The sequence below is a fragment of the Acidisphaera sp. L21 genome, from assembly GCF_009765685.1.
Classification (GTDB): Bacteria; Pseudomonadota; Alphaproteobacteria; order Acetobacterales; family Acetobacteraceae; genus LMUY01.
Genome location: NZ_LMUY01000033.1, coordinates 23,588 through 35,908 on the forward strand (window position 1 = coordinate 23,588; position 12,321 = coordinate 35,908).

At 64.9% G+C, this 12,321-nt stretch carries 10 protein-coding genes; 7 read left to right on the forward strand and 3 right to left on the reverse strand.

Annotation, left to right across the window (positions count from 1 at the left end; translation table 11 throughout):
- Window positions 1-97 precede the first annotated feature (97 nt).
- On the forward strand, window positions 98-994 hold the full coding sequence (locus tag GSQ76_RS08515; RefSeq protein WP_158743485.1) for a fructose bisphosphate aldolase: 897 nt from the start codon (window positions 98-100) through the stop codon (window positions 992-994).
- A 16-nt stretch (window positions 995-1,010) separates the two neighbouring features.
- On the opposite strand, the gene GSQ76_RS08520 is transcribed toward GSQ76_RS08515, so the two are convergent.
- Window positions 1,011-2,585: an ABC transporter substrate-binding protein gene (locus tag GSQ76_RS08520; RefSeq protein ID WP_158743486.1), complete on the reverse strand. Its 1,575-nt coding sequence runs from the start codon at window positions 2,583-2,585 to the stop codon at window positions 1,011-1,013.
- Window positions 2,585-3,955 (reverse strand): LLM class flavin-dependent oxidoreductase, encoded by a 1,371-nt coding sequence (locus GSQ76_RS08525; protein ID WP_158743487.1) that lies wholly within the window; start codon window positions 3,953-3,955, stop codon window positions 2,585-2,587. Before GSQ76_RS08525 ends, GSQ76_RS08520 begins: the two co-directional genes overlap by 1 nt.
- A gap of 108 nt (window positions 3,956-4,063) precedes the next feature.
- Here GSQ76_RS08525 and GSQ76_RS08530 point away from each other — a divergent pair, with 108 nt between their 5' ends.
- The 5 genes from GSQ76_RS08530 to GSQ76_RS08550 are packed head-to-tail and all read left to right on the forward strand — an operon-like array spanning window position 4,064 to window position 9,276.
- Window positions 4,064-5,404, forward strand: coding sequence for an LLM class flavin-dependent oxidoreductase (locus GSQ76_RS08530; protein WP_158743488.1), 1,341 nt, complete (start codon window positions 4,064-4,066; stop codon window positions 5,402-5,404).
- Entirely contained in the window at window positions 5,404-6,378 is a 975-nt protein-coding gene (locus tag GSQ76_RS08535; RefSeq protein WP_158743489.1) for an ABC transporter permease, read from the forward strand. Before GSQ76_RS08530 ends, GSQ76_RS08535 begins: the two co-directional genes overlap by 1 nt.
- Window positions 6,375-7,274 (forward strand): ABC transporter permease, encoded by a 900-nt coding sequence (locus GSQ76_RS08540; RefSeq protein ID WP_158743490.1) that lies wholly within the window; start codon window positions 6,375-6,377, stop codon window positions 7,272-7,274. Before GSQ76_RS08535 ends, GSQ76_RS08540 begins: the two co-directional genes overlap by 4 nt.
- Window positions 7,271-8,248, forward strand: a complete 978-nt coding sequence (locus GSQ76_RS08545) for an ABC transporter ATP-binding protein (protein WP_158743491.1) — start codon at window positions 7,271-7,273, stop codon at window positions 8,246-8,248. The genes GSQ76_RS08540 and GSQ76_RS08545 overlap by 4 nt, the downstream gene beginning before the upstream one ends.
- Window positions 8,245-9,276 carry an ABC transporter ATP-binding protein gene (locus GSQ76_RS08550; RefSeq protein WP_158743492.1) on the forward strand — a complete coding sequence of 344 codons (1,032 nt, stop codon included), beginning with the start codon at window positions 8,245-8,247 and terminating at the stop codon, window positions 9,274-9,276. The genes GSQ76_RS08545 and GSQ76_RS08550 overlap by 4 nt, the downstream gene beginning before the upstream one ends.
- On the opposite strand, the gene GSQ76_RS08555 is transcribed toward GSQ76_RS08550, so the two are convergent.
- Window positions 9,254-10,813 carry an ABC transporter substrate-binding protein gene (locus tag GSQ76_RS08555; RefSeq protein ID WP_158743493.1) on the reverse strand — a complete coding sequence of 520 codons (1,560 nt, stop codon included), beginning with the start codon at window positions 10,811-10,813 and terminating at the stop codon, window positions 9,254-9,256. The genes GSQ76_RS08550 and GSQ76_RS08555 overlap by 23 nt on opposite strands.
- A 127-nt stretch (window positions 10,814-10,940) precedes the next feature.
- Here GSQ76_RS08555 and GSQ76_RS08560 point away from each other — a divergent pair.
- The coding region (locus tag GSQ76_RS08560; RefSeq protein ID WP_158743494.1) for an ABC transporter substrate-binding protein at window positions 10,941-12,321 on the forward strand (1,381 nt) is incomplete at its 3' end.

Below are 12,321 nucleotides of genomic sequence, written 5' to 3' on the forward strand. Positions count from 1 at the left end.
GAACACTGTGCCAATAGTAATTCCGGGTGGACAGCAACCGGTTGCGGCGGCGTGCGTGTGTGTTTCGCACAGCAGCCCCAGGTAAGGGATGACGACAATGGCCAATGAGAAGATGAACGCGCAGATGTCGGGCAAGAGCGGCTTCATCGCCGCCCTTGACCAGAGCGGCGGTTCGACCCCAGGCGCGCTACGCCAGTATGGCATTCCGGAAACGGCCTACAGCGGCGACGCCGAAATGTACGCGCTGATGCACGAGATGCGCGTCCGCATCATGACCGCGCCGGCCTTCAGCGGTGACTCGGTCATCGCTGCCATCCTGTTCGAGCGGACGATGGATGGCGAGGCCAAGGGCAAGCCGGTGCCGAGCTATCTTTGGGAGGAGCGCGGCGTCGTTCCCTTTCTGAAGGTCGATAAGGGGCTGGAGGCCGAGGCGGACGGCGTGAGCCTGATGAAGCCGATCCCTGGCCTGGACGAGTTGCTGGCCCGCGCGGTGAAGCTTGGCGTCTACGGCACCAAGATGCGCTCCACCATCAACCTTGCGTCGAAGACCGGCATTGCCGCCATCGTGGCGCAGCAATTCAGGATTGGCGCGCAGATCTACGGTCACGGGTTGATGCCGATCATCGAGCCGGAGGTTTCGATCAAAAGCCCGGACAAGAAGGGCGCCGAAGCCATCCTGAACGAGGAACTGCTGAAGGCGGTGGACGCTTTGCCGGCCGGCCAGCAGGTGATGCTGAAGCTGACCATTCCCGACATGCACGATCTGTATGCCGACCTGATCAAGCACAAGAATGTCGAGCGCGTCGTGGCGCTGTCCGGCGGCTACAGCCGCGCCGATGCCTGCAAGAAGCTCATGGCCAACCACGGCATGATCGCCAGCTTCTCCCGTGCGCTGACCGAGGGGCTGACCAAGCAGATGAGCGACGCGGAGTTCGACACTGCCCTGGCGGCGTCGATCAAGGAGATCTACACGGCCTCCACGCAGAAGGCGTAGGAATTGCCGGCCACGGTCAGGGCGCTTTCCTGACCGTGGTGGCCAGCGTGTACTGGTCTGCCCGGGGTGTCATCGTCAGGTCCTTGCGAATACCCCACGATGCCTTGACGAAGAACAGCGGCAGCACGTCCCGCTGATCCATTGCGTAGCGGACTGCGTCCTGGGTGCGCTTCTCCCGCTCCGCCTCGTCGAACGTGCCATCCACTTCCGTCAGCATGCCGTCCAGCTTGGCGTCGGAGACGAAGCGACGGTTGCTGCCGCCCAACCCGCGCTCCGGATCGGCGGTGCGGATGATGGTGTTCATGCCCTCGCTGCCCAGGCCGCTGCTGGACCCAAACATAGAGATGGTGGCTGTGAAGTCCGAGGTGCCGTCTGCGCCATACGTGGCCCAGCGGCGGAAGTAGATCGCCGAGGGCATGGCATCCACCTGGGCGCGGATCCCCACCGCGGTCAGCATCTGGCCCACCGCCTGGCAGGTTCGGGAATCACCGGCGAAGCGATCGTTAGTGCAGGTCAGCCCCAGGGTGAAGCCCTTGGGATAGCCGGCATCCGCCAGCAACTGCTTGGACAAGGCCGGGTCGTAGGCGGCGGGCTTCAAATCCGGCACGTTGCCGATCAGCCCTGGTGCGGCGATCTGCCCGGCTGCCGTGGCACCGCCCTGCATGGCGCGGTCCGCTAGGCTGCTGCGGTTCAGCGCATGGTCCATCGCCTCCCGCACCCGAAGGTCTAGCAGTGGGTTGCTGGGCAGCACCTTGCCGTCCGCATCGGTGGCATTGGCGACGCGTGGGCTGTGGCCGTCGATGTAGAGGTAGTTGGTGAAGATCGAGTCCGTGGTGATCAACTTCACCTGGGCGGAAGATTTCACCCGGTCATACAGTTCCGCCGGCAGGGTATCGGCCACGTCCACATCGCCCGATAGTAGGGCGGCCACGCGGGCTCCGTCATTGGGGATGAAGCGGAAGGTCACATGCTCCCACGGCTCTTTCGCGCCCCAGTAATCGTCGTTGCGAACCAGGTCGACTTCCTGGCCGGGGATCCAGCGCACCCACTTGTACGGGCCTGTGCCGATAGCAGCGCGGCCGCCATTCCAGTCTGCATTGGTGGCGTTGGCGGCGGCCTTGGCGGAGACGATGCCGATGGTGGTGAGGTATTCCGGCTGCAGCGGAGTCGGCTCGCTGTTATGGATCAGGAAGGTGCGCTCACCCGTCGGCTCGACCGAGACGACGTTGCGGACGGAGGCGGCGTAGGTTCGGATGCCGGTCGCAGCCTTCGCCCGCATGAGCGAGAAGGCGACATCTGCCGGGGTGAGGGGGGAGCCGTCATGGAATTTCACGCCGGCCCGCAGCGTGAACTCCCACGTGGTGGGATTGATGGCACGCCAGGATTCGGCGAGCCCGGGATGCGGGCGCAGATGCTCGTCCTGGAACAGCAGCGGCTCGTAGACGTGGATCTGCACGTTGCGGTTGGGCGTGTAGCTCTGGTGTGGGTCGGCATTGTCCACCACACCCTTCATGGCGACGCGCAGATCGTCCGCCCAGGCCGGGGTGGCAGCCAGCAAAGCCAGCAAGGCGGCGCCTAGGGGTAGTTTCATCAGGCGGGGACCTCGGTGGGTATGGGGGCGGCTTGGGGTACGGGGCGGCGGCGCGCGGGGCCGGCGCCGAGATTGGCACGCAGCGTCGTGCCCTCGTATTCGGTGCGGAACAGGCCGCGCCGCTGCAATTCGGGGACGACCATGTCGACGACGTCCTCCAACCCGCCGGGTAGCCAGGGCGGCAGGAAGTTGAAGCCGTCGGCGACACCGGCGTGGAACCAGGATTCCATGGCGTCGACGATGTCCGCTGGCGTGCCGATGACCAGCCGGTGCCCGTTGCCACCGGCGACGGCGAGGTAGAGTTCGCGAATGGTATAGCCGTGACGCTCGGCCATGTCGGTGAAGATCTTGGCCCGGCTGTGCATGCGGGTGGAGGTGGACGATGGAACTGGGCCGTCCAATGGATAGGCGGACAGATCGCCTAGGTAGTTGGCTAGCGAATTCAGCCCGACCACGGGGGCGATCAGGTCCTGCAGCACATCGTATTTATCCTGCGCTTCCTGCCGGGTGTGGCCCGGTACCGCCATCAGGCCGGGCATGATCTTCAGTTCGTCCGGTTCGCGGCCGTAGTGTCCCATCCGGTTCTTGACCGAATCATAATAGGCACGCGCATCCTCGATCGTTTGCGATGCGGCATACACCACGTCCGCGGTCGCGGCGGCCAATTCACGGCCCTGGTCGGAGGCGCCGGCTTGCACGATGACGGGGGCGCCCTGCGGCGTGCGCGCAACGTTCAACGGGCCGCGCACCTGAAAATGGACGCCGCGATGGTCCAATACGTGCAGGCCTTCCGGGCGGTAGTTAATGCCGCTGGCCCGGTCGCGCACGAACGCGTCGTCATCCCAGCTTTCCCACAGGCCCTGCACGACATCCACGAACTCCGCCGCGCGGCCGTAGCGCTCCCCGTAGCCAGGGGCACCGTCGCGGTTGAAATTCTGGCCCTCCATGTCGGTGGCGGATGTCACCACGTTCCACCCGGCGCGCCCGCCGCTGATATGGTCCAGCGAGGCGAATTTGCGGGCGATGTGATACGGCTCGTTATACGTGGTGGACGCGGTGGCGACGAGCCCGACGCGGCTGGTGACCATCGCCAGGGCCGACAGCAACGTCAGCGGCTCGAACTGCACGTTCTTGGACAGGCGGTGCAGCGCGCCCTTCGGCTCGTCATAGCTGCGGATGCCGACCCCATCGGCCAGGAACGCCATGTCGAACAAACCGCGCTCGGCCGCCTGGGTGACCCGGATGTAGTGGGACAACGCCATGTTGCCGCCGGGTGGGGCGTCCGGGTGGCGCCAGGCGGCGACGTGGTAGCCCATGCCGATCATGGAGACGCCGAGCCGCATGCGGCGTGGTTGGGTTGCTGAAGCCATAGGCACCTCGCTCTGCCATGCTGCATCGCAAGAATTGTGCCGATCAGTGAGGCTAAAGGGCATGGTTCTTGCTGGCATGTTCGGACAATCTACACGTCGCGTTGGAACATGATGGATCCCCGCCCCCGCCCCCGAACCATGAGCCTTGGCGCCTTCGTGCACGAAACCGGGCAGCACGTGGCGGGGTGGCGGCATCCGGATGCGCATACCGGCGCGGGCACAAATTTCGGGCAAATGGTGGACGCCGCGCGCACCGCGGAGCGTGGGCTGTTCGATCTGTTCTTCTTGGCCGACACCGCGGCGCTGAGCCTGGCTGGCGATCCGGCGGTGCAGGGCCGGTTCGGCAAGGCCGCGAAGTTCGAGCCGATTACCGTGCTGTCGGCATTGGCTGCGATGACGACGCATATCGGCTTGGTCGGTACGGTCAGCAGTACGTTCAGCGATCCGTACCTGCTGGCGCGGCAATTTGCTTCGCTGGACCAGATCAGCGGCGGCCGTGCGGGCTGGAATTTAGTGACATCCAACAACGAGGCGGAGGCGCTGAACCATTCGCGTGAGGCGCATCCGGCGCATGCCGACCGCTACGAGCGCGCAATCGAGTTCGCGGCCGTGGTGCAAGGATTGTGGGAGAGCTGGGACGAGGATGCGTTCATCCGCGACAAAGACAGCGGCATGTTCTTCGATCCGACGAAGGTGCACGCGTTGAACCACCAGGGCCGCCACTTCCAGGTGCGTGGGCCGCTGAACGTGGCGCGTTCGCCGCAGGGCCGGCCCGTGCTAGTACAGGCGGGCGCGTCCGACACCGGCCGCGGCGTTGCGGCGCAATTGGCAGAGATCGTGTTCACTGCGCAAACCACGTTCGAGCAGGGGCAAGAATTCTACGGCGACGTCATGCGCCGGGTGACCGAATACGGGCGCGCCCCGGCGGATGTGCGAGTGTTGCCGGGCATCTACCCCGTGGTGGGCCGCACGAAGGCGGAGGCAGAGGAGAAATTCGCCTATCTGCAATCGCTGATCGACCCGGCGGTCGGCCTGTCGGTGCTGGGGCATACGATAGGGGTGCCCAATCTGGCGCAGTATCCGCTGGATGGCCCGGTGCCGGACATGGCGATCACCAACGGCCCGCGCAGCCGCCAGGCGCTGTTGCTGGAGGCCGCGCGGCGCGACAACCTGACGCTGCGGCAATTATGCGAGTTGAACGCCGGGCCACGTGGGCATCTGTTGATTTGCGGCACGGCGGTGCAGATTGCGGATGAGATGGAACAGTGGTTTCGTGGCGGCGCCGCAGACGGGTTCAACGTCATGCCGGCCTGGCTGCCGGGTTCACTGACGGAGTTCGTCGACGAGGTGGTGCCGGAATTGCAGAACCGCGGTTTATATCGCACTGCCTATGAGGGGACGACATTGCGCGATCATCTTGGCCTGCCGGCGCAGAAGGCGCGCGGCTAATGTCCACCTGGCTGCTGCGTCGCTTGGTGCAGGCGCTATTCGTCGTATTGGCGATGACGGTCATCGTGTTCGTTGGCGTCAACGTCATCGGCAACCCCATCGATATCTTGATCTCACCGGACGCGAATGCGGCGGAACGGGCGCAGGCGATTGCCTCGCTGGGGTTGGACAAGCCACTGTGGCAGCAATATCTCAGCTTCCTAAGCGGTGTGCTGCATGGCGATCTCGGCCGTAGCTTCGTGTATAACGAACCGGCGATGCGGGTAATCCTGGAACGCCTGCCGGCGACGATGGAATTGGCGGTTGCGGCGGTGCTGATCTCGATATTGATCGGCATTCCGGCAGGACTTTATGCCGGGCTGCGGCCAAATTCCTGGGGTGCACGCAGTTTGATGGCGGGCAGCATCCTCGGCTTCAGCCTGCCGTCGTTTTGGATCGGGCTGATGATGATCATGGTGTTTTCGGTGCAGCTCGGTTGGTTGCCCAGCACCGGGCGCGGCGCCACCCGGGCGTTGTTCGGCGTGCAATGGTCGTTTCTGACGCGGGATGGACTGGTGCATATGATCCTACCGTCGATCAACCTAGCCTTGTTCAACCTCAGCCTGATCATCCGGTTGACCCGCGCCGGCGTGCGGGAGGCATTGCCCAGCGAATACGTGCGGTTCGCGCGGGCGAAGGGACTGAGCCCGATGCGGGTGGTGGGCGTGCACGTGATGAAGAATATCCTGATCCCGGTGGTGACGGTGCTGGGGCTGGAATTCGCCACCACGATCGCGTTCTCCGTCGTGACGGAGAGTATTTTCGCCTGGCCCGGCATGGGCAAACTGATCATCGACAGCATCAGCGTGCTCGATCGCCCCGTGATCGTGGCCTACCTGATGCTGATCGTGATGCTGTTCGTGACGGTGAATTTGGTGGTGGATCTGCTGTACGTCGTGCTGGACCCGCGCGTGCGGTTGGAGCAACAGGGATGAGCACCAGCACGACGATCGTCGCGGAGGAAAGCCCGTTCCGACGCCTCGTCGGCGATTTCGTGCAGTCGAAAATGGCGACCGCCGGGTTCGTGGTGATGTGCTTGATCCTGCTATGTGCCGTGGTGGCGCCCTGGATCTCGCCACAGAACCCGTATGATCTGGTGCAGATCGACATCATGGACAGCAGCATGCCGCCGGGTTCGGTGTCGGCGGAGGGACTGAAATTCCTGCTGGGGACCGACGACCAGGGGCGGGATATCCTGTCCGGCATCATCTACGGGTTGCGCATATCGCTGATTGTGGGCGCCGGTTCGGCGCTGATTGCTGGCGTTATAGGGTCGTCTCTCGGCTTAATCGCAGCCTATGTCGGCGGTTGGGTCGAGAGCGCGATCATGCGCCTGGTGGATTTGCAGCTCAGCTTTCCCAGCATGCTGGTGGCGCTGATGATTCTGGCGATTTTGGGCAAGGGCGTGGGTAATGTGATGCTGGCGCTGGTGCTGGTGGAATGGGCGTATTACGCGCGCACCGCTCGCGGGTCGGCCCTGGCGGAGCGACGGCGCGAGTATATCGAGGCGGCGGAGTGCCTGGCGCTCTCTCGCGCCCGCGTCGTGTTCCACCATCTGCTGCCGAACTGTATGCCGCCGCTGATCGTGGTGGGCACATTCCAGATGGCCCGCGCCATCGCGCTGGAGGCGACGCTGAGCTTCCTGGGCTTGGGTGTGCCGGTGACGGAGCCGTCGCTGGGGCTGCTGATCGCCAACGGCTACCAATACATGTTGTCGGGTAAATACTGGATCAGCTTCTTCCCCGGTCTGGCGCTGCTCCTGACGATCGTGGCGATCAATCTGGTAGGCGACCAGTTGCGCGACGTGCTGAACCCGAGGCTGCGGCGATGAGCGTCCCGGCGCTGGAGGTAAGGGGGCTTTCGACACATTTCAGCTCGCGTGCCGGGGTGGTGCGGGCGGTGGATGACGTGTCGTTCACCGTGCAGCGTGGCGAGGTGATGGGGCTGGTGGGGGAAAGCGGATCGGGCAAATCCGTCACCGGTTTCTCGCTGCTGGGGTTGGTGGATGAGCCGGGCCGGGTGGTGGCGGGGCAGATCCTGCTCGAAGGGCGGGACATCGCCAAGCTGTCCGATGGGGAGATGCGGCGGCTGCGCGGGCGCCATATCGCCATGGTGTTCCAGGACCCGATGATGACGCTGAATCCGGTGCTGCGCGTCGACACCCAGATGATCGAGGCAGTCCAGGCGCACGAGCCGGTGTCGCGGGCAGTGGCGCGGGCGCGGGCGCGGGACGCACTGGGCTTGGTGGGGATTTCCAGCCCGGAGGAGCGGTTGAGCGCGTATCCGCACCAGTTCAGCGGCGGCATGCGGCAGCGCGTCGCCATAGCCATCGCGCTGTTGCATCGGCCGGCCCTGATCGTCGCGGATGAGCCGACGACGGCGCTGGACGTGACGATCCAGGCGCAGATTTTATCGGAAATGCAGGATCTATGCACGCGATTCGGCACGGCGCTGGTGTGGATCACGCATGATCTGTCGGTGATTGCCGGGCTCGCCGACCATATCGCGGTGATGTACGCCGGGCGGATTGTCGAGAAGGGGACGGTGGACCAAGTGCTGGACAATCCGCTGCACCCGTACACGCAAGGGCTGATCGGCTCGGTCCCCAGCCGTACCCCGCGCGGTGAGCGGCTGCGCGGCATCCCCGGCATGACGCCGAATGTACTGAATTTGCCAGTGGGCTGCGCATTCCGCACGCGTTGCGGCCGGGCAGATGCGCAGTGTGAGGAAGATCCACCGGAATTTGCCGCCGAGCCGGGGCATGCGCATCGCTGTTTCCACCCGGTGGCGGAGTTGGTGGCATGAGTGCGCCAATTATCGAGTTGCGTTCGGTCAGCAAGCGCTACGAGGTGCCGCAGGACGCGGCCGCCCGGCTGGTGCGGCGGATCCGCGGCCGGGCGGCGCCGAACAAGGTGGTGCGCGCGGTCGACTCAGTGGATCTGGTCATCCCAAAGGGCGGGGTGTTGGGGTTGGTAGGCGAGAGCGGCTGCGGCAAGAGTACGCTGGGCCGAATGGTGGCGGGGATCATCCAGCCCAGCGCCGGGCAGGTCCTGTATAACGGGAAGGACCGCAACGCGCTGAGCCCGGCGGAGGCAAAGACCGCGAGGTTGCGGGTGCAGATGATCTTCCAGGACCCGTATGCCAGCCTGAACCCTCGGCTGCGCGTCAGCGAGATCGTGGGCGAGGCGCCGCGCGTACATGGGTTGGCGACCGGCAAGCTGGACGAATATCTGGACGAGCAGTTGCGCCGTGCTGGTTTGGACCCGGCGTATAAGCGGCGCTATCCGCACCAATTCAGTGGCGGCCAGCGACAGCGCATCGGCATCGCCCGGGCTTTGGCAGTTCAACCGGATTTGCTGGTGTGCGACGAGGCGGTGGCGGCGCTGGACGTGTCGATCCAGGCGCAGATCCTGAACCTGTTCATGGACCTACGGCGCGACTTAGGCCTGACCTACCTATTCATCAGTCATGATTTGGGCGTGGTGGAGCATTTGTCGGACCGCGTGGCCATCATGTATCTTGGCCGCGTGGTGGAGCAGGCGGATACCGAGGAGGTGTTTGCCCGTCCCAATCACCCCTACACCACCGCCCTGTTGGCGGAGGTGCCGCGTCTGGATGCGCGCAATCGGCGGTTCACGGCGATCAAGGGGGAAATCCCAAGTCCGCTGAGTCCGCCCGCCGGATGTCATTTCCACCCCCGCTGCCCGCATGCGTTTGCCCGGTGCAGCGCGGAGGTGCCCGTGTTGAAGGAGGTAGCGCCGGGTCACCTCAGCGCATGCCATTTGAACGACACGTCGCAGGCCTCGCTAGCTAGGGCGATGGCGCAGGCGTAACGGAGGTCGCCATGGTCAGGTCGTCGGAGCGGGCTTCGAACTTCAAGCCGGCGCGGGTGGCCCAGGCGTTCTTGTAGTGGAACAGGGGGATATCGCCCAATTCATCCACTGCGATGGTCATGGCCTGGCGCAATAGGGCATTGCGCTGGTCGGCATCGATGGTGGCGAGCGCCTGGTCGGTGAGCGCGTCGAGCTTGGCATTGCCGTATCCGTTGACGTTGGAGACGCCGCGGTCGGTGCCGTTCTGCGTGCCCAACACGTTCACGAGGGCGTAACCGGCCTCGGCGGTGCCGTTGCTCCAGCTCCATTCGCCCATGGCGAAACCGTGCTTCACGCCGCGGGGGCCGTAGAGGGCGCCGGGCATCATGTCCAACTGTGTTTGCACGCCGATTCGCGTCCACATGCCGGCAACCGCCTGGGCGACGGCGGGGCCGTTGATGTAGCGGTCGGTGGGGGCATGGAACACCAGGTGGAAGCCGTCGGGGTAGCCGGCCTCGGCCAATAAGTGGCGGGCGGCGGCTGGATCGTAGGCTGGCACAGCGTGGTCCGGTAGGGAGCCTGGAAGCCCCGTAGGCAGCCACTGGCCGGTCGCGGTAGCGGCATCCACCATGACGCGGGTGACGAGCGCCTTACGGTCGATCGCCAGTGACAGCGCCTGGCGCACGCGCAGGTCGCGCAAGGGGTTCGTGGGCAACGGCTTGCCGTCATTGCCCGTGATGTCGGGGTCGGAGCCCTCGCGGGTGAAATCGGGGGCAAGATACATCACACGCAGGCCGGGCGCTTCCCAGACGGAGACGCGCCTATCGCTGCGCAGGCCTGGCAGGTCGGAGGCGGGAATGGCGTCGATCGCGTCTACGTCGCCGGCGAGCAAGGCTGCGCTGCGTGCCGCCGGGTTCGCGATGAGGCGCAGGGTGACGTGTGCCCAGGTGGCGTGTGGCCCCCAATACGATTCGTTGCGCACCAACACGACGCGGTCGCCACGCACGAATTGCTCCAGCTTGTACGGCCCCGTGCCGATGGCGGCGCGGTTGGAATCGTAGGCGTCCGTCGCTGCGTTCTCGCCGGCGTGGCGGGAGATGATGGACACGATGGCGAGGTCTCCCGGCAGGTTCGGCGCGGGGCGGGCAGTGTGCAGGCGGATGGTCAGTGGGTCGATCGCCTCCATCTTGGTGACCGCGCGCAGCATGCCGGCGAAGTTGCTGGGGCTGTTGGGCACGTTGGGCGCGCGGGTGAAGCTGAATGCAACATCGTCGGCGGTGAACGGGGTGCCGTCCTGCCACATCACCCCGGGGCGCAGGTGGAAATCCCATGCGGTGTCGCCGACGGGCGTCCAATTGAGCGCCAGGTCAGGTTGCAATGTGCCATCCGGTCCGCGCTGTGTGAGGCGACCGAAGATATGGTTCGCAAGGCTGTTATTGGCGGCCAGGTTGTAGAATTGCGGATCAGCCGACGTGGCCAACGCGGCGACACCGATGCGCAAATTCTGCGCCGACACCGGCCCGGCGAGAAGGAGGAAGGCAAGAACGAGGCGGCGCATCGGTGACACTCCTGGCGACGCATCCGGAATGACGAATTGGCAAGGATAACTCAACAGTGTTTGTTCGGACTTCCCTGCGGGGCGGAACGGCTGCAAGGTGCGCGCGCCTGCAGGAGACAGCGTCCGAATGATCCGTCCACTCCGACCATTCCTGATGCTGTTGCTGATATGTCCGCTGCTGGCGCAGCCCGCAAAGGCGGATGACCAGTTGTTGCGCATCGGGGTGCAGGCGCCGTTCCTGGTAGATCCGCAATTGTTCTTCCTGGGGCCGAATATGGCGGCGTCCCGGCAGATTTTCGACAGCCTGGTGGGACGCGATGAAGATGCGCGCTGGGTGCCCTCGCTGGCGACAAGCTGGAAGCAGATCGATCCCCTCACCTGGGAGTTCAAGCTGCGGCAGGGCGTGACGTTCCACGATGGCTCGCCCTTCACCGCGGCGGACGTGGTGGCGACGTTCGCCCGGGTGCCAGCGATTCCGAACAACCCATCGCCATACACGCCGAACATGCGCACGGTGGCCAACACGGAGATCGTTGATCCCTACACCATTCGGGTCCACACCGATCGACCGAACCCGACTTTGCCGGGCCAATTTACGAACATCTTCATCATTCCGGCGCGTCTGGCGAAGGAGCCGGGTGAGGGTGCGTCCAGCAAAATGGCGGTCGGCACGGGGCCATACAAGCTGGTGAGTTTTCGCTACGGCGACACCATGATGCTGGAGCGGAACAACGCATATTGGGGGCCGAAACCCGGCTATGCCCGCGTGCAGGTGAAGGTGATGAGCAACGATGCCGCGCGGGAGGCGGCGTTGCTGTCCGGCGATATCGACCTGATGGAGAATGTGCCGCCCGATGACGTGGCGCGGCTGAAGGCGAACAAGGCGATCACCGTGTTTGGCCGGCCGGCCGATCGCGTGGTTTTCCTGATGCCGAATATGAGCGCGGCGCCGCTACCGCTGATGCAGGACAAGGACGGCAAGCCACTGTCGGCTAATCCGATGCTTGATCTGCGGGTGCGGCAGGCGATATCGGCCGCAATCGACCGCACGGCGTTGGTGCAGCGCGTGCTGTCCGGCCAGGGCGTGCCGAGTATGGAAATCGTACCGGAGGGATTTGCCGGCTGGATCCCCGGCGTAGGCGTGCCCAAAGGCGATCCGGCGGGGGCACGCAAGTTGCTGGCCGATGCCGGGTTTCCGAACGGGTTCAAGATGACGCTGGCCTGCACCAACGATCGCTACATCTATGACGCACGCATTTGCCAGACGCTGGGGCAAATGCTGAGCCGCGGCGGGTTCGGGATGTCGGTGGATGTGTTGCCCAGCAGCGTCTTCACCGCACGCACCCGGATGGGCAAAAACGATATACCATTGATCATGTCCGCCATCTCGTTGTCGTCGTTACGGGACGTGGCCTATATTCTAGGCCTGGTCGCGCATACGCCGGACGATGCGGCGGGGTTCGGCGACGGCAACCGCGGCGGGTTTTCCGACCCGGTGCTGGACAAGC